Genomic DNA, 17,233 nt, shown 5'->3' with positions numbered 1-17,233 from the left:
AGCGGCCGGCATCACAGCCCAGCATAAAAAACGGCGCCCGAAGGCGCCGTTTTTTATTGGGTGATGATCAGGGTCGAGCGACCCGGCGGCGTTGCAGCCAGACCACGGCCCCAAACAGCAGGAAGCCCGGCAGCCACATCAGCTCCTTGGGCCAGCGCTCGGTGGGCGCCTTGACGCTCAGGATCTGCTGATCCATCTCCAGCCCCAGATCGGCGGCCTGGCTGCCGAAGGTGACGGTGTCGATCAGGATCTTGCCGTCCTGCTCATAGGTCTGGATCCCCAGCTTGGCCAGACGGTCCTCACCACTGGCGCCCTCCGGCACCGGCAGCAGCACGGTGAAGCGGCGCAACTTGCCCACCGCATCTTCCCCTTCCATCCGCAGGCGCAGGGTGCTCTCGGCCTCCACCTGACCCATGGTCTGGACCAGCTCGGCCGGGGCGGTGTCGCGATACGGGTCGTGCAGCAGATCCATCCAGAAGCCAGGACGGAACAGGGTGAAGGCCACCAGCAGCAGCAGCACGCTCTCGTACCAGCGGCTCTTCACCAGGAAGAAGCCCTGGGTGGCGGCAGCGAAGATCAGCATGGCGATGGTGGCCACGAAGAAGATCAGCACGCCGTGGGAGAAGTCCACGTTGATGAGCAGCAGATCCGTGTTGAAGATGAACAGGAACGGCAGCGCCGCGGTACGCAGGCTGTAGTAGAACGCCGTGATCCCGGTCTTGATGGGGTAGCCCTTGGAGACGGCGGCCGCGGCGAACGAGGCCAGCCCCACCGGCGGGGTCACGTCCGCCATGATGCCGAAGTAGAAGACGAACAGGTGAACCGCGATGAGCGGCACGATGAGGCCGTTCTGCTGACCCAGGGTGACGATCACCGGCGCCAGCAGGCTCGATACAACGATGTAGTTGGCAGTGGTCGGCAGCCCCATGCCGAGGATGAGGCTCAGCAGGGCGGTGAGGATCAGCATGAGCAGCAGGTTGCCCATGGAGAGGAACTCCACCAGATCCGCCAGTACCAGGCCAACGCCGGTCTGGGAGACGGCACCGACGATGATGCCGGCAGTGGCAGTGGCAATGCCGATGCCGATCATGTTGCGGGCACCGGCAATCAGCCCCTCGCGCAGGTCCACTACGCCATCGGTGAAGGAGCCGTAGTCATGCTTGCCGTCGGTGCGCAGCCAGTTCAGCAGCGGTCGCTGGGTCAGCAGGATGATGATGAGCATCACCGAACCCCAGAAGGCCGACAGGCCGGGGGAGAGGCGCTCCACCATCAGGCACCACACCAGCACCACCACGGGCAGCAGGAAGTGCAGGCCGGAGAGCAGCACGGCGCGGGTCTCGGGCAGCTCGTCCAGTGGCTTGTCCGGGTCTTCCGCCGGCAGCGGCGCGTTGCTGGCGGCGATCTTCAGCAGTCCCAGGTAGGCGACGGCCAGCAGCACGCTGATCCCCGGCAGGGCATAGTCACCCAGCACCGGCTTGAGCCAGCCCAGACCGTAGTAGACCGCCATGGAGAGGCCGCTGATGAGGGCGGCACCGAAGGCGAAGCCGGTCAGGCGACGCAGCCAGGGGCGCGGCTGACGGTTGCCGATGGGCTGCATCCCGAGCTTGAGCGCCTCGAGGTGCACGATGTAGAGCAGGGCGATGTAGGAGATGGCCGCCGGCAGGAAGGCGTGCTTGATGATCTCCACATAGGGGATGCCCACGTACTCCACCATCAGGAAGGCCGCAGCCCCCATGACCGGCGGCATGATCTGGCCGTTGACCGAAGAGGCCACTTCCACCGCGCCGGCCTTCTCCTTGGAGAAGCCGACCCGTTTCATCATGGGGATGGTGAAGGTCCCCGTGGTCACCACGTTGGCGATGGAGGAGCCGGAGATGACGCCGGTCAGTGCCGAGGCGACCACGGCCGCCTTGGCCGGGCCGCCGCGCAGGTGACCCAGCAGGCTGAAGGCGAGCTGGATGAAGTAGTGGCCCGCACCGGCACGCTCGAGCAGGGCGCCAAACAGCACGAACAGGAAGACGAAGCTGGTGGAGACCCCGAGGGCGATGCCGAACACCCCTTCGGTGGTGATCCACTGGTGGTTGGCCAGCGCATGCAGGCTCACCCCGCGGTGGGCCAGCAGGGAAGGCATCCAGGGACCGGCCAGGCTGTAGGCCAGGAAGACGATGGCGATGACCGCCAGGGCCGGGCCCAGGGCACGGCGGGCCGCTTCCAGCAGGAGCGGAATGCCGACGCAGGCCACCGCAAAGTCCATGGTGGTCAGGTTGCCGGGACGCTGGGCAAGCTCCTGGTACATCACGAACAGATAGCTGGCGACGGCGGCACCGACGAGGCCGAGGGCGATGTCGGCAAGGGGAACCCTGTCTCGCGGTGAGCTGCGCATGGCAGGGAACACCAGGTAGGCGAGCAGGATGGCGAAGGCCAGGTGAATCGAGCGTGTTTCAGTGTCGTTGAGGACGCCGATGCCGAGGGAGAAGGGCAGCGGCGAGGCAATCCAGAGCTGGAACAGGGACCAGATCAGCGCAAGACCCGCGATGATCCAGCTCATGGGGCCGACGGGCAGCCTGGCGCCGACGTCCTGGGCGATCAGCTCCTCGGCCGAGAGCGCCTCTTGTTGTTGTGTTTGCTGCATAGTGTGACTCTGTAGGTACTGCAATAAATGAGACTCGCTCCCCCGAAGGAGGAGCGAGTCCGGGGCACATCCGAAGACGCAGCCGGATTACATCCAGCCACGTTCCTTGTAGTAACGCACAGCGCCTTCATGCAGCGGAGCGGAGAGACCCACCTTGATCATGTCGGCTTCCTTCAGATCCGCGAAGGCCGGGTGCAGGCGCTTGAAACGGTCCAGGTTGTCGAACACGGACTTGACCAGCTGGTAGACCACTTCCGGGTCAGCCTTGGCGCTGGTGGAGAGCACCGCCTTGCCACCGATGGACGGGGTCGGGTTCGGGCTGCCCTTGTAGAGACCACCCGGGATCTCGGCCTTGCTGTAGTAGCTCTTCTCGGCCAGCAGCTTGTCGATCTCGGGGCCGGTGACCGGTACCAGCACGGTGTCCGTGGTGGTGGAGGCTTCCTGGATGGCGCCGTTCGGGTGGCCGACGAAGTAGCTCATGGCGTCGATGTTGTTGTCACCCAGGGCAGAGGCCTGCTCGGCGGGTTTCAGTTCGGAGACCAGGCTGAAGGCGGATTTGTCCCAGCCCTTCACGGTCATGATCTCTTCGAAGGTGTCACGCTGACCGGAACCCGGGTTGCCGATGTTGACGCGCTTGCCCTTCAGGTCGTCGAAGCTGGCTACCTTGGCGTCCTTGCGGGCCAGGATGGTGAACACTTCGCTCTGCAGGGAGAAGACGGCGCGGATGTCATCCATCGGACCTTCGGCCTTGAACGGCTCGACGCCCTTCATCGCCTTGTACTGGTGGTCGGACTGCATGATGCCGAAGTTGAATTCGCCGGAGCGGATGCCGTTGACGTTGGCAACACCACCGCCACTGGCCGGGGCGTTGCACTTGATCTGGTGATCGGCGGCGCCGCGGTTGAGGAAGCGGCAGATGGACTGGCCCGCCACGTAGTAGACGCCGGTCTGACCGCCGGTGCCTATGGTCACGAAGCGCTCCTGCGCTTGCACCGGACCACCAAACGACACACCGACCAGAGCCGCCGACAAGGCGCACGCCAAGGATAATCCTTTCATGTTCTTCATCCTTTTCATTGATTTATTTCACCCGTTTCCCGGGAGAATATGAGACAGACCCGCACCAATACTGGGTTCGCCTATACGACCTCGTACGAGGAAATGGTCGAGCAGCACGCGCCCTTCCAGAAGCCACCATCATCCTGCAGTGAGATAATCAGCGTCATGCCGATCGGAGGTGATCTGACCAGAAACGGGTCAGTTCAAAAGCATTAACGCCCCGATTAAGCACATAACACCAACATAAATCAAACAAAACAGCAAAATGGCGGATTTAAATAGCGAGAAGTTTGAAGCGGATCATTAATTTCTCAAGGGCAGATTAATTACATGAACTATCAAAGGGAAGCAATAAAAAGCACGCCCAGATTCTTTCGCAACCCTTGACTGGCAAGGATTAGAAACCTGGTCCGTTATATTGCGAAGTGCTTACTGAACAGCATAAACACGACGTTAATGACGCTTTTGTCGCCAAGATGCAAAAACCCCGATCCGGGGCTGCCGGAACGGGGTTTGGTAACAAGCTGATTTCATTTGGGCCCGGCCATCACGCCTTGCTGCCAGCCAGCTCCAGAATGAAGGCGAACTCCAGGGCGATGTCCTCATAGGCCTTGAAACGGCCCGACTTGCCGCCGTGACCGGCCTCCATGTCGGTGCTGAGCAGCAACTGGTTGTCGTCCGTCTTCAGCTCACGCAGCTTGGCCACCCACTTGGCCGGCTCCCAGTATTGCACCTGGGAGTCGTGCAGCCCCGTGGTCACCAGCAGATTCGGGTAGGCCTGGGCCTTGACCTGATCGTAGGGGCTGTAGGCCTTCATGTAGTCGTAGTAGCGCTTCTGGTTCGGGTTGCCCCACTCGTCATACTCCCCTGTGGTGAGGGGAATGGACTCGTCCAGCATGGTGGTGACCACGTCGACGAAGGGCACCTGGGCCACCACGCCGCGATAGAGCTGGGGCGCCTGGTTGATGACGGCCCCCATCAGCAGGCCGCCGGCGCTGCCTCCCATGGCATAGACCTGATCCCTGGCGCCGTAGCCTTGCGCCACCAACGCCTCGGTCACGTCGATGAAGTCGTTGAAGGTGTTCTGCTTCTTGAGCAGCTTGCCCTCTTCATACCAGGTGCGGCCCAGCTCCTCGCCACCCCGGATATGGGCGATGGCGTAGACGAAGCCCCGGTCCAGCAGGCTCAGGCGTGAGCTGCTGAAGTCCGGGTCCATGCTGGCGCCGTAGGAGCCATAGCCGTAGACCAGCAGGGGATTGGTGCCTGCCCCCCCCCCTGCCTTCTTGAACTTGTCCTTGCGATAGACCAGCGACACCGGCACGGCCACGCCGTCACGGGCGGTGATCCAGAGCCGCTCGCTGGCATATTGCGCAGGCACGAAGCCCGCCACCGGCTGCTGCTTGAGCAGAGTCCGCTTGCCGCTGTCCATGTCCAGCTCGTAGGTGGAGGACGGCGTGGTCATGGAGGAGTAGCCATAGCGCAGGGCGCTGGTGTCCGGCTCCGGGTTGTAGGCAAGCCAGGTGACATAAGCGGGATCGTCGAAGGCGATCTCCTTCTGTTCGCCGCTCTGCCAGTTGACCTGACGCAACCGGGTCAACCCCTGGCTGCGCTCCTCCAGCACCAGCCAGTCCCTGAACAGGGCATAGCTCTCCAGCAGCACGTCCGGATTGGGGGCGATCACCGCCTTCCAGCGATCCACCGGGCTCTCCTTGGTCTCATAGAGGCCGAAGTTCTTGCCGTCCTTGTTGGAGCGCACATAGAAGCGACCACGGTAGTGATCCAGGCTGTATTCGTGATCCACCTGACGGGGCAGGAACAGGCGTGGCGTCTGGCCCGGCACATTGGCATCAATGAGGCGCGCCTCGCTGGTGGTGGTGCTGGAGAGGGAGATGACGATGAAATCTTCCGAGGTGGTGGCGTAGAGGCTCACATAGAAGGAGTCGTCCTTCTCCTCGTAGACCAGGATATCCTTCGCGGGGTCCGTGCCCAGCTCGTGGCGATAGACCTGGTAGGGCAGCAGGGTCTTGGGGTGCTTGCGCACGTAGAAGACCGTCTTGCTGTCGTTGGCCCACACCAGGTTGCCGGAGGTGTTCTCGAGGGTGTCGGCGGCCCAGGCGCCGCTCTCCAGATCGAGGAACTGGATCCTGTATTGACGGCGGGAGAGATAATCTTCCGCCACCGCCAGCCAGCGGTTGTTGCGGCTCACCTCGAGCGCCCCCAGGGCATAGAACTCGTGGCCTTCGGCGCGCTGGTTGCCATCCAGCAGCAGGGCGGGCGCCCCGTCCCCTTCCACCTTGCTGCGGGAGTAGATGGCGTACTCCTTGCCCGGCTCGTAACGGGTCTGATAGCGGTAGCCGTTCTTCACATAGGGGACAGACTCGTCCTGCTGGGGAATACGGGCCACCATCTCCTTGTAGAGCTGCTCGCGCAGCGGCTTGATCGGTGCAAGCATGGCCTCGGTGTAGGCATTCTCTGCCTTGAGATAGTCCAGCACCTCGGGCTTCTGCCGCTCGTCGTCACGCAGCCAGTAGTAGTTGTCGACGCGCGTGTCCCCGTGTTTTTTCAGGGTATGGGGGTGCTTGGCGGCCACCGGGGGGACAATGACAGGCTGGGTGGAAGTATCGCTTGTAGGCATGGCGGACTCTTCGTTGGCATGGGAACAGGGCACAGCAAGCAGGCAAGCCAGCAGCAACCCCCGGGAAAAGGTGAACATGTCGCATCCTTTGCGCTGTCACAGGGCCGCCCCTCCCGCTGGTGCTGCACGCATCCAGACGGCACACCGGCAGGCAGCGGGAAAAGCGTCCCTGAGAAAATAAAAATTGGCGATCAATCTGCCCCTTGTCGCCCGGGGTTGCAAGGGCTCCCCGGACATTCCCCCCCAAATCGACGAAAAAGGGCCGCCATCTCGCAATGGCGGCCCTCCTCCCTGACCGTGAGCGACACGGGTTCGCTCAGGTGTGCCTCACATGATGGAAGTGTGTCTGCTCACGGTCAGCATCCATCAGCCGGGGTAGCTCGACCAGACTTTGGTCGCGCCCTCGTCACTGATGCTCAGCACCTGATAGGGCTGACCCGGAATATCCATGCCCGGCGCACTCTGGGGCATCCCCGGAATGGTCAGACCGCGGATCGCCGGTTTTTCCTTGAGCAGCTTCTGCACGTCGGCAGCGGGCACATGCCCCTCCACCACATAGCCGTTCACCACCCCGGTGTGGCAGGAGGCCAGCTGCGGGGTGATGCCATGCTGCTGCTTGATCGGGTCAAGCTGCTCGGTTTCCACGACCTTGACCTCAAAGCCGTTCTCTTCCATGTGCTTGATCCAGGTCTTGCAGCAACCGCAATACTGGGACTTGTAGACGGTCATCTGCCCGGTTGCCAGAGCAGAAAAACTGACGGTACCGGCCAGCACGGCCAGTAACAGGGACTTGTACATATCTCACCTCGGTTAAGAAGAAATGCCCGGAAAGGGAAACTCGACTCAGCCGTGGTGACGGGGCGGACGCTCGAGACGCTTCAGGGGCGCCTCCGGCATGAACAGAGAGGGAGAGAGGTATGTCGGCCTGTCGGGCTCAAGCCGGGCAACCGTCAGGCTGTCGCTGGTGAGCACCGTCATGGCGAGCGCCGAGGTGAAGCTGCCGCAGGGCATGGCTTTTTCCAGGGTACGCTCGCTCTGGCTGCAATGGGGCGTCAGGGTACAGAGATCGGCGGCCGCACGGCTGCCAAACGACATCAGCACCAGCACCAGACTCCACAGGGGGAGCCAGCGGCGGGCGCGAGCGAGTTGGCGACGGGTCAGGACCATGAGACGACTCATTGACGAAAGAGGGCCTATGGTAACCCTTGGCCCAGGGGGAGGGTCAACCCCTCCCCCGTCTGCATCAGGGTTGCTGACGGGTGGCCGCCAGCACGATCTCCCGCACGCAGACGTTGGCCGGCTGGTGCCAGGCGTAGAGCATGGCGTCGGCGATCACCTCGGGGGCAATGACGCCTCCCATCTGATCCTTCCAGTCGTGATAGCCCGCCTTGATGCGCTCGTCCGTGGTGTGGCTGAGCAGCTCGGTCTCCACCGCGCCCGGAGCGATGGTCACCATCCGCACGCCCACATCGGCCACCTCTTCCCGGATATTTTCGGTCAGGGCGTGAACGGCGAACTTGGTGGCGCAGTAAGCGGCATGGTTCGGGAAGGTCTTGCGACCGGCGATGGAGCTGATGTTGATGATGGTGCCGCTGCGGCGGGCCTTCATGCCGGCCAGTACCGCATGCACGCCATTCAGAACCCCCATCACGTTGATGTTGAGCATCTGCTGCCACTCGGCGGGATCCTGCACGTCGGCCTGTCCCAGCAGCATGACGCCGGCATTGTTGACCAGACATCCCACCGGGCCGAATTGCGCCTCCGCCTGCGCCACGGCGGCCTTCATGGCGGCGGTGTCGGTGACATCGACCCCGATGCAGAGGGTATCGGGCAGGTTCAGCGCCTGCATGGGCTCGACCCGGCGGGCCAGCAACAGCAGCGGATGGCCGGCGGCGGAGAAGGCGCGGGCAATGGCGGCACCGATCCCGGCGGACGCGCCGGTGATCACCACGAGGGACTTGGACATGGAGTTTTCCTTCTGATGCGTTGAAATGGGCGTCAAACAAGGGCTGGCCAGCACGGGACCCAGTCACTATAGTCGCTACATCCATCGGCGATAAATATAGTTTTCCGCTGGTTATCATCTGAATTAACTATGGTATCCCCATGCTGGACCTGAGATTGCTGCGCTTCTTCATCGCCATCTATGAAGAGAAGAACATCACGGCGGCGGCAGCCCGCTGCCACGTGAGCCAACCCTCCCTCTCCGCCGGCCTTCGCCAGCTCGAAGAGAGCCTGGGGGACAGCCTCTTCATCCGGGGCAAGAAGGGGGTGGAAGCGAAGGATCCGGCCCACTATCTCTATCCCCACGCCGTCAAGCTGGTGGAAGAGGCGCGTCGCCTGCCGACCCTGTTTCGCCAGAAGGCGACGCGTGCGAGACTCAACATGGCCATCATGCCCGACCTCAGCCGCCGTCGGCTGGCGGGATTGCTTCGGCGGGTGCAGGGGGTACTGCCCGAGCTGGATCTCACCCTCTCCGATTACGGCACCCCGGCCGACTGCCGGCTGACCCTGGATGCCCTGCGCCGGGAGGACGAGATCTTCCTGCCGCTCTGGGAAGAGGAGTACGTGCTGTGCGTTCCCAGGGGACACCCTCTTGCGGGCAGGGCGCGTATCGAGCTGGCTGAGTTGCAACATTATGATTTTATTGAGTGCCCACCCTGCGAAGCCCATCAGCAAACCATAGGCCTGCTGGCCTGTGACCGGCTCACCCTCAATCTGGTGGCCAAGGCCGAGAGCAAGGGGCTGGTGATGGCGCTGGTGCTGGCCGGTGTGGGCATCAGTTTCCTGCCCGACGGGCTGGTGGAGGACGAAGCGGGCCTGTGCACCCTGCCCGTGAGCGGCCCCCGGATGTTCCGCCGCATCGGCCTCTGCTACCCCGCCCACCAGACCCTGAATCCGGCGCTGCGCGCACTGATCCCGGAACTGGCGGGCCAGGGAGCTTCTTGATAACGTTTCAGCTCACAGTCTGTCGCATGTGCCGGCAGCAGACCCTCTTCAGGAATCCCATGAAACGCATTCTGATCATCTTTTCACACCCGGCACTGCAGAGTTCCCGGGCCAACAAGCAACTGCTGCACGCCATCGAGGGGCTGGAGGGGATCACCCTGCACGATCTCTGCCAGCGCTATCCGGACATGTTCATCAACGTGAAACGGGAACAGGCCCTGCTGGCGGAGCACGACATCATCGTCTTCCAGCACCCCTTCTACTGGTACTCCTGCCCGGCCATCATGAAAGAGTGGATGGACCTGGTGCTGGAGTACGGCTATGCCTACGGCCCCGAGGCCCATGCCCTCAACGGCAAGCAGTGGCTCAGCGCCATCACCACGGGGGGCGGCCCCGAATCCTACTGCCGCGCTGGCTACAACCAGCGCCCGCTGCTCGACTTCCTGCTCCCCTTCCAGCAGACCGCACAGCTGTGCGGCATGCGCTGGCTGCCCCCTTTCGTGCTGCACTCCTTCCACAAACTCGAGGATCCCGAGGCGCTGGGCCGCTGCGGCCAGGACTATCGCCAACTGCTGTGCGCCCTGCGTGACGAGCAGCTGACCCCGGCCCAGCTGGCCGAGAGCCCCTATCTGCGCGATCTGCTGGGGGTACTCCCATGACACACACTCGATCCGGGCGCAGGCCCGGCCAGCCCTCACCGGCATTCATCATGTTAAGGAGGAGCCGCTGATGGGACATGGATTGCTGTTTGATGCCCTGATCTACCTCTCGGCGGCGGTGATCGCCGTCCCACTGGCCAAGCGGTGGGGGCTGGGCTCCGTCCTTGGCTACCTGCTGGCGGGGATCATCATAGGTCCCTTCCTGCTTGGTCTGGTGGGCGAGCAGAAAGACGTGATGCACTTCGCCGAGTTCGGGGTGGTGCTGATGCTGTTTCTGGTCGGTCTGGAGCTGCGCCCGGCCCTGTTGTGGCAACTGAAAGGGCCCATCCTCGGCACCGGTGGTCTGCAGGTGCTGCTCACCAGTGTCGCCCTGACCGGGGTGGGTTATCTTTTGGGTCTGCCCTGGCAGCAGGGGCTCGCCATCGGTCTCATTCTTGCGCTCTCCTCCACCGCCATCGTGCTGCAGAGCCTGCAGGAGCGCAAACTGATGCAGAGCGAGAGCGGCCGCTCCGCTTTCGCCGTGCTGCTGTTCCAGGACATCGCCGTCATCCCCATCCTGGCGATCCTGCCGCTGCTGGCCATCGCGCCGGTCGCCAGCAGCGGCAGCTCAGAGCTGGCAGGCTGGCAGCACGGCCTGCTGGTGGTGGCCGCCATCGCCGGCATCGTGCTGGGTGGTCATTACCTGATGCGGCCGGTGTTTCGCGCCATCGCCCAGTCCCACATGCGGGAGATCTTCGTCGCTGCCGCCCTGCTGCTGGTGATCGCCATCGCCGTGCTGATGGAATCCGTCGGCCTCTCCCCCGCCCTCGGCTCCTTCCTCGCCGGCGTGGTGCTGGCGGACAGCGAATACCGCCACGAGCTGGAAGCGGACATAGAGCCGTTCAAGGGGTTGCTGCTCGGCCTCTTCTTCATGTCGGTGGGTGCCGGCATCGACTTCAGCCTCTTTGCCGCCCATCCCCTGTTGATCCCGGCACTGGTGATCGGTCTGATGGTGCTCAAGTGGCTGGTGCTGATGGGGCTCGGCTTTGTCATTCGCCTCTCCCCGAACCAGCGCTGGACCTTCGCCCTGGCCCTGGCCCAGGGCGGGGAGTTCGCCTTCGTGCTGTTCTCGTTCGCCGCCCAGAACAAGGTACTGCCGGGCAGCACCATCTCACTGCTGACTCTGGTCGTCGCCCTCTCCATGGCGCTGACACCGCTGCTGCTTATCCTCAACGATCGGGTGATCCAGCCCTGGTTCGACTACCGCAACCAGAGTGACACCCCCGAACATGAACAGCCCGAGCTGGTGGAACACCCGGTCATCATCGCCGGCTTCGGTCGCTTCGGTCAGATAGTGGGGCGCCTGCTCCACGGCCATGGTATTGGCACCACCATCCTGGAGCAGGATGCCAGCCAGATAGAGATGCTGAGAAAGTACGGCTACCAGGTGTTTTATGGGGATGCCAGCCGACTCGACCTGCTGCACGCGGCCGGCGCCCACAAGGCCAAACTGCTGGTGCTCTCCCTCAATGACCCGGCCACCTCCCTCGAAGTGATCGAGATGGTGAAAAAGCACTTCCCGCACCTCAGAATACTGGCCCGTGCCCAGGATAGACCCCATGCCCACGAGATCCTGCGCCACGGGATAGACAGCGTGCACCGCGAAACCCTGGGGTCGGCCGTGGATCTTGGGGTAGAAGCACTCACCCTCTTGGGATTCAGGGCCAATCAGGCCTGGCGTGCGGGGCAGATGTTCAAGCAGTATGACAACCGGCTGCTGCGGGAACAGGTCAACTACCTGGACGACGAGCACACCTATATCAACAAGAGCCTGCAATACCGCGACATCCTCTCCGACCTGCTGCAAGACGATCAGGAAGGACAGGAGCGTACCCACGCCCATCAATGGAACAGCGGTCTGCCCGACAACGACAAGGAAGCAACATGATTGCCTATTACCCCATGCTCAAACACCTTCACATGACCCTGGCCCTGGTCAGCCTGCTGCTCTTCCTCTACCGCTGGAGCCTGGCGCTGGCGGGCAGCGGGCGGCTGCAACAGAAATGGTTGAAGGTGCTGCCCCACATCAACGACACCTTCCTGCTGCTGTTTGGCGTGCTGCTGGCGGTGACCCTGCAGATGAGCCCTGGCCAGCAGCCCTGGTTGATGGCCAAGCTGATTGCCCTGGTGATCTACATCGGCCTGGGCGCCATGGCGCTCAAGCGCCCTGCCCGCGGTCAGAAGCTGGTGGCCGGAGTGGCCGCTCTCGCAGTATTCGGCTACATGGTGGGCGCAGCCATCACCAAATCAGCCTGGTCCTGGCTGGCATAACGACGTGTCGAGGTGGGGGCCCGTCCCCCACCTCCTTCCCACCTCCCCCTCCTTACTGCTTCCATTTCCTTCCTGTCACCCTGGTCGCGAGCATCCTCGCAAGGCTTGTTTTCAATAAAAAAAGGGCTCAAACAACCCCTTTTGCTTGTTGTTTTGTTTTATTTATCAATGGCTTGATTCTTCATGTATGAAAATGGCGACAGTTGTCGCAGCAAAACTTGCGACATAGACTGTCGCAGGCCATGGCTAGGATACACTCAACGCTAAACCAGTGAAGGCATGCACCATGAGTAAGAAGCTGTTACGACAACTGACCTTGGCGCGTTGCATCCCGCACCGCCCTTACAAGCTGACCGCCAGCCAACTCCAGGTAAAACTGGAAGAGGAAGGCATTCACGTCAGTCTCCGTACCGTGCAACGGGACCTGGAAGAGATGTCCGGCATGGGACTGTTCGACCTCACCTCCGATGAGCGCAGCAAGCCTCATGGCTGGTGCTTCGAGCGCCATGGTCTCAATGACTTTGCCAACATCATGCCGCTCTCGCTGGCAGTGGCCCTGAAAACCTGGAGCGACCAGGCAAGCCAACTGTTGCCGGCAAGCGTGCTGACCGAATTGAACCCGCTGATCGACAAGGCTGGTCAGGTGATCCGCGACAGCCAGAGCGAACTGGCCGAGCGCTGGCTGGAGAGCGTGCACCAGTCACCTCGCCCCTTCGCCGGCAATCTGGAGATCCGCCGCAGCACCCTGATCCGCGACGCCCTCTGGCGTGGCCGCAAGTTCAGCGCCGAGATCCAGCGTGTCATCAAGGAGCGTACTGTCTGGCTCTGCTATGACCGCATCAATCCCCTCGGCATCCTGAACCAGCCCGATGGCCCCATCCTGCTCTGTACCCTGTCCGAGCTGGATCCCAAGGTCTACGGCATTCCGTTCGATCACATCAAGAACGTGGAGTTGACCAACTTCAGCGCGACCCAGCCGAAGGACTTCAATATCCAGAAGCTAATCCGCGACCAGGGTTATCAGGACGTCAGCGGTCCGATCCGCTTCGTCGGGCGCATCGATGCCAACTGCCCGACACTGATCGATGGACAAATCCCGGGACATAACCCGCGCATGACCCGTTACGACAAGCGCAGCGTGGTGGTGGAGACCGAAGTGCAGGATACGCCCGAGTTCCGCTCCTGGCTGAACAACATGAGCGGCAACCTGGAGGTGCTTGCACCCGAATCACTGCGCAAGGCCTACCCGACTCCTGGGACAAGGGTCAGCTAAAGAAACCAGCAGACAATACAAAGCCGAGATTTATCTCGGCTTTTGTCTACTTTTAAAGCATAAGTATTCAATTAATTTTGAACTCTTACACCCCTGATTGAAGCGGCTGTACCATCGTTTTCCTACCGATTTCTGCTTGTAAGAGATCTGCCATTCCCCCTGTAAGACCCCTCAGTGTTGAACCGTACGTGAAGCCATCCCGCACTGGGTATGCTTTCCATGGAAACTATCTAAGCAACTGATAAACTTAGATAATATTCCACACAAGCCCATTTCTGCACCGCATGTCACGGAACCCAAGCCGAATGCACACCTTGTTCGAGCCCGTAATTGCCTTAGTATGGGTCTCACAAGGACGAGCTGATTCGGCAGGATGCAGAAACAGCGCATAAACAAGGAATAGCCTGCAGGATGTGGGCAAGGAACACCTCGGGATGGGGTTGATAGCCAGGATGGTTATCACAAGGATCGACAGGACAACCGCAGGATGCGGTAGTTGGATACCTCGGGATGAGGTTGAGTGGCACGGATTGTCGCTCATCAAGGATGAAAGGACACCGCAAGACGCGGTCAGGAACAGCTTCAAGATGAAGCGTGATAGCCAGGGTGGTTATCAGTCAGGATGACGCAGGAACACCACGGGATGTGGTAATGGACACCTCCAGGAAGGAGAGGGTGAAGCAATCAGGACAGATTGCCAGGCTAGGAAGGCCACAGGACACCCCAACGGATTGGGAAGGGGAATTTCCAAAGGAAAGGATAGCGTCAAGGATTGCAGGGAGCATGGCAGTTCAGGGAATGGACGAAATGACTTGAGGGGACAGCATCTGCTGTCCCCTTTTCTTTTGTGCACCCCATGCCCGCGACACAACAGAAAATGGAATCAGCCTGAGCGGTCCTACAACATCACGCTTTTACCAGATATCCTCTGCTGAATCGCTCCCAGTTCCCTAGACACCTCACAGCCTTAAAATGAGGCAACTATTGGAGGTGTTATGACCCGTCAGCGTTATCCAGAAACATTCAAAATCGAAGCCGTTAAACAAATCACCGAGCGCGGGCGGCCGGTGGCTGACGTTGCACGTGCCATCGGGGTATCCAGCCACAGCCTGTATGCATGGCTCAAGCAGTACGGTAAGCCTGCTGACCAGCAGATAGAAGAGTCTGCCTTGCAAGCCGAGATCCGCCGCCTGAAAACTGAACTGCGCCAGGTCACCGAGGAGCGCAATATTCTAAAGGAGGCCGCCGCGTACTTTGCCAGCGAGTCAAGGAAAGGTACGCGTTCATAACCTCCCGACTCGACCGGCACAGTGTCGTTACCCTGTGCCAGACCCTGGGGGTTCACCGAAGTGGCTTCTACGCGTGGTTGAAACAGCCCACATCGCCACGACAGCAGGAGGACGAACGACTGACCGGATTGGTCAAGCAATCCTGGCTGGAAAGTGGTGCTGTCTACGGTTATCGCAAGATCCATCGCGACCTTCGTGACGCAGGGGAAGCCTGCGGCAAGCACCGTGTGGCCAAATTAATGAAGCGGGAGGGACTGCGTTCGCAAACGGGCTATCAACGCCGCAAGGGGCATTATGGAGGCAAGAGCACGCAAGCTGCCCCAAACACGCTGGCACGTCAGTTTAAGGTGCCAGCCCCCAACATCACCTGGGTGACTGACATTACCTACATTCGCACTCAAGAAGGGTGGCTGTACCTGGCGGTGGTGCTCGACCTGTTCTCTCGCCAGATCGTCGGCTGGGCGATGAAGTCACGCATGACGGCAGACTTGGCGGTTGATGCGTTATTGATGGCCGTCTGGCGGCGCAAACCCAAGCAGCCGGTACTGGTGCATTCAGATCAGGGCAGCCAGTTTACCGGTGGTGAATGGCAGGACTTTCTGAAGGCCCACAACCTGAGTTGCAGCATGAGCCGACGGGGTAACTGTCACGACAACGCGGTCGCCGAGAGCTTCTTTCAGTTGCTCAAACGGGAGCGGATCAAGCGCAGGATTTACGCGACAAGAGACGAAGCCCGCAGCGATGTGTTTGATTATATCGAGATGTTTTACAACCCAATCAGGCGTCATGGTTCCAATGATGGGCTGTCGCCGGTAGAGTTTGAAAGGCAGTTTATTTTTCAGCAACAAAGTGTCTAGAAAACCAGGGGCGATTCAGCATCCTGGATAACCCCATCAGACTCAGCCACAGTAGCGCACCTTACCTTTCCTGCGCCCTCCCTCGTCTATGCTCAGCGACATCCACTAGGCCCTCAGAACGCAGCAGATCAGCCGCAACCAACCAGCCAGGATATTTCCTGGCGACTAACTCCAGGTAACGATGGCCACTGACTTCTGCTCAGCCAGGCAGATTGTTGAGTCATCCCTGAACTGTCTATATGTGTGACCACGAATGAAGCGTGGATGCCATTCGGCAAGGCGGAGATGGTCGTGTAGGGAGGTGAGGATAACCCGGCCAAGCCACCTGGCACTGAGGATGAGGGATTGGGTAAATGTCAGAAAGCAAAAAGGCCTTCCCGATAGGGAAGGCCTTTCAATTTAGTGGCGGAGCGGACGGGACTCGAACCCGCGACCCCCGGCGTGACAGGCCGGTATTCTAACCGACTGAACTACCGCTCCGCATTCGGTTAGCTTTCGCTAAATCTTTTGCCGCTTATTCTGAGGTGTCATCCTCGCAGCTGGTCATGTCTTTCACATCACCGTTTAATTGGGTGCCTGGCAGTGTCCTACTCTCGCATGGCGAATGCCACACTACCATCGGCGCTACAGCGTTTCACTTCTGAGTTCGGCATGGGGTCAGGTGGTTCCACTGCGCTATTGCCGCCAGGCAAATTCTTAATCCAGAAAGCTGATGTGTATAACGACTTCGCTAGTTTGCGTTGTCATTACCACTGAATTCGTAAGTAGTTCGCTCATTCGCTACAAGGCCAGAAACACTTCTTGGGTGTTGTATGGTTAAGCCTCACGGGTAATTAGTATGGGTTAGCTCAACGTATCGCTACGCTTACACACCCCACCTATCAACGTTGTGGTCTCCAACGGCCCTTTAGGACCCTCAAGGGGTCAGGGATGACTCATCTCAGGGCTCGCTTCCCGCTTAGATGCTTTCAGCGGTTATCGATTCCGAACTTAGCTACCGGGCAGTGCCACTGGCGTGACAACCCGAACACCAGAGGTTCGTTCACTCCGGTCCTCTCGTACTAGGAGCAACTCCCTTCAATCATCCAACGCCCACGGCAGATAGGGACCGAACTGTCTCACGACGTTCTGAACCCAGCTCGCGTACCACTTTAAATGGCGAACAGCCATACCCTTGGGACCGACTTCAGCCCCAGGATGTGATGAGCCGACATCGAGGTGCCAAACACCGCCGTCGATATGAACTCTTGGGCGGTATCAGCCTGTTATCCCCGGAGTACCTTTTATCCGTTGAGCGATGGCCCTTCCATTCAGAACCACCGGATCACTATGACCTACTTTCGTACCTGCTCGACCTGTCCGTCTCGCAGTTAAGCTGGCTTATGCCATTGCACTAACCTCCTGATGTCCGACCAGGATTAGCCAACCTTCGTGCTCCTCCGTTACTCTTTGGGAGGAGACCGCCCCAGTCAAACTACCCACCAGGCACTGTCCGCGAGCCCGATTCAGGGCCCTGCGTTAGAACATCAAACATACAAGGGTGGTATTTCAAGGACGGCTCCAGCGCAAC

Annotated in this window: 12 protein-coding genes, 1 tRNA gene and 2 rRNA genes (1 of these 15 cut by a window edge); 6 read left to right on the top strand and 9 right to left on the bottom strand. The window is 60.6% G+C overall.

From position 1 onward, the window contains the following. Positions 1–67: 67 nt before the first annotated feature. From H7R73_RS01100 to H7R73_RS01075, 6 genes are all read right to left on the bottom strand, one after another. Positions 68–2,632, bottom strand: coding sequence for a TRAP transporter permease (locus H7R73_RS01100; RefSeq protein ID WP_103259352.1), 2,565 nt, complete (start codon positions 2,630–2,632; stop codon positions 68–70). 87 nt (positions 2,633–2,719) lie between these two features. Then, entirely contained in the window at positions 2,720–3,691 is a 972-nt protein-coding gene (locus tag H7R73_RS01095; protein WP_029313514.1) for a TAXI family TRAP transporter solute-binding subunit, read from the bottom strand. 547 nt (positions 3,692–4,238) lie between these two features. Further along, complete coding sequence (locus H7R73_RS01090) at positions 4,239–6,404, bottom strand: S9 family peptidase (protein WP_103244094.1); 2,166 nt, start codon at positions 6,402–6,404, stop codon at positions 4,239–4,241. Between the two features lie 288 nt (positions 6,405–6,692). Then, positions 6,693–7,124, bottom strand: a complete 432-nt coding sequence (locus H7R73_RS01085; RefSeq protein WP_010672577.1) for a DUF411 domain-containing protein — start codon at positions 7,122–7,124, stop codon at positions 6,693–6,695. Positions 7,125–7,169: 45 nt separating this feature from the next. Continuing rightward, positions 7,170–7,493, bottom strand: a complete 324-nt coding sequence (locus H7R73_RS01080) for a hypothetical protein (RefSeq protein WP_103244093.1) — start codon at positions 7,491–7,493, stop codon at positions 7,170–7,172. A gap of 76 nt (positions 7,494–7,569) precedes the next feature. Further along, entirely contained in the window at positions 7,570–8,292 is a 723-nt protein-coding gene (locus H7R73_RS01075; protein WP_103244092.1) for an SDR family oxidoreductase, read from the bottom strand. A gap of 140 nt (positions 8,293–8,432) precedes the next feature. Between H7R73_RS01075 and H7R73_RS01070 the strand changes: the two genes are divergently transcribed. The 6 genes from H7R73_RS01070 (at position 8,433) to H7R73_RS01045 (ending at position 15,663) form a co-directional block, all read left to right on the top strand. Further along, entirely contained in the window at positions 8,433–9,275 is an 843-nt protein-coding gene (locus tag H7R73_RS01070) for a LysR family transcriptional regulator (protein WP_042015287.1), read from the top strand. 59 nt (positions 9,276–9,334) lie between these two features. Further along, complete coding sequence (locus tag H7R73_RS01065) at positions 9,335–9,934, top strand: NAD(P)H-dependent oxidoreductase (RefSeq protein WP_103259351.1); 600 nt, start codon at positions 9,335–9,337, stop codon at positions 9,932–9,934. 70 nt (positions 9,935–10,004) lie between these two features. Further along, positions 10,005–11,861 (top strand): monovalent cation:proton antiporter-2 (CPA2) family protein, encoded by a 1,857-nt coding sequence (locus H7R73_RS01060; RefSeq protein ID WP_010672573.1) that lies wholly within the window; start codon positions 10,005–10,007, stop codon positions 11,859–11,861. Next, complete coding sequence (locus H7R73_RS01055; protein ID WP_103259350.1) at positions 11,858–12,244, top strand: SirB2 family protein; 387 nt, start codon at positions 11,858–11,860, stop codon at positions 12,242–12,244. The genes H7R73_RS01060 and H7R73_RS01055 overlap by 4 nt, the downstream gene beginning before the upstream one ends. Before the next feature lie 286 nt (positions 12,245–12,530). Then, on the top strand, positions 12,531–13,517 hold the full coding sequence (locus tag H7R73_RS01050; RefSeq protein WP_182951449.1) for a helix-turn-helix transcriptional regulator: 987 nt from the start codon (positions 12,531–12,533) through the stop codon (positions 13,515–13,517). A gap of 995 nt (positions 13,518–14,512) precedes the next feature. Continuing rightward, positions 14,513–15,663 (top strand): IS3 family transposase gene (locus H7R73_RS01045; protein ID WP_103259347.1). Its coding sequence is split into 2 segments (ribosomal slippage): positions 14,513–14,750 and positions 14,750–15,663, totalling 1,152 coding nucleotides; the frame shifts between segments, so codons are not numbered across the junction. A 403-nt stretch (positions 15,664–16,066) separates the two neighbouring features. Here the strand turns inward: H7R73_RS01045 and H7R73_RS01040 are convergent. From H7R73_RS01040 to H7R73_RS01030, 3 genes are all read right to left on the bottom strand, one after another. Further along, positions 16,067–16,143, bottom strand: a tRNA-Asp gene (locus H7R73_RS01040). 94 nt (positions 16,144–16,237) lie between these two features. Beyond that, positions 16,238–16,352, bottom strand: a 5S ribosomal RNA gene (gene rrf, locus H7R73_RS01035). 123 nt (positions 16,353–16,475) lie between these two features. Continuing rightward, positions 16,476–17,233, bottom strand: a 23S ribosomal RNA gene (locus tag H7R73_RS01030); it runs 2,131 nt beyond the window's last position.

Origin of the sequence: Aeromonas sp. WP2-W18-CRE-05 (assembly GCF_014168615.1) — a bacterium.
GTDB lineage: Bacteria > Pseudomonadota > Gammaproteobacteria > Enterobacterales > Aeromonadaceae > Aeromonas > Aeromonas caviae.
This window is presented reverse-complemented; position numbering and strand designations above follow the sequence as displayed.

Bases quoted from the DNA above. Each gene is read 5' to 3' on its own strand.
- H7R73_RS01100 (WP_103259352.1), bottom strand. From the start codon at position 2,632: ATGCAGCAAACACAACAACAAGAGGCGCTCTCGGCCGAGGAGCTGATC.
- H7R73_RS01095 (WP_029313514.1), bottom strand. From the start codon at position 3,691: ATGAAAGGATTATCCTTGGCGTGCGCCTTGTCGGCGGCTCTGGTCGGT.
- H7R73_RS01090 (WP_103244094.1), bottom strand. From the start codon at position 6,404: ATGTTCACCTTTTCCCGGGGGTTGCTGCTGGCTTGCCTGCTTGCTGTG.
- H7R73_RS01085 (WP_010672577.1), bottom strand. From the start codon at position 7,124: ATGTACAAGTCCCTGTTACTGGCCGTGCTGGCCGGTACCGTCAGTTTT.
- H7R73_RS01080 (WP_103244093.1), bottom strand. From the start codon at position 7,493: ATGGTCCTGACCCGTCGCCAACTCGCTCGCGCCCGCCGCTGGCTCCCC.
- H7R73_RS01075 (WP_103244092.1), bottom strand. From the start codon at position 8,292: ATGTCCAAGTCCCTCGTGGTGATCACCGGCGCGTCCGCCGGGATCGGT.
- H7R73_RS01070 (WP_042015287.1), top strand. From the start codon at position 8,433: ATGCTGGACCTGAGATTGCTGCGCTTCTTCATCGCCATCTATGAAGAG.
- H7R73_RS01065 (WP_103259351.1), top strand. From the start codon at position 9,335: ATGAAACGCATTCTGATCATCTTTTCACACCCGGCACTGCAGAGTTCC.
- H7R73_RS01060 (WP_010672573.1), top strand. From the start codon at position 10,005: ATGGGACATGGATTGCTGTTTGATGCCCTGATCTACCTCTCGGCGGCG.
- H7R73_RS01055 (WP_103259350.1), top strand. From the start codon at position 11,858: ATGATTGCCTATTACCCCATGCTCAAACACCTTCACATGACCCTGGCC.
- H7R73_RS01050 (WP_182951449.1), top strand. From the start codon at position 12,531: ATGAGTAAGAAGCTGTTACGACAACTGACCTTGGCGCGTTGCATCCCG.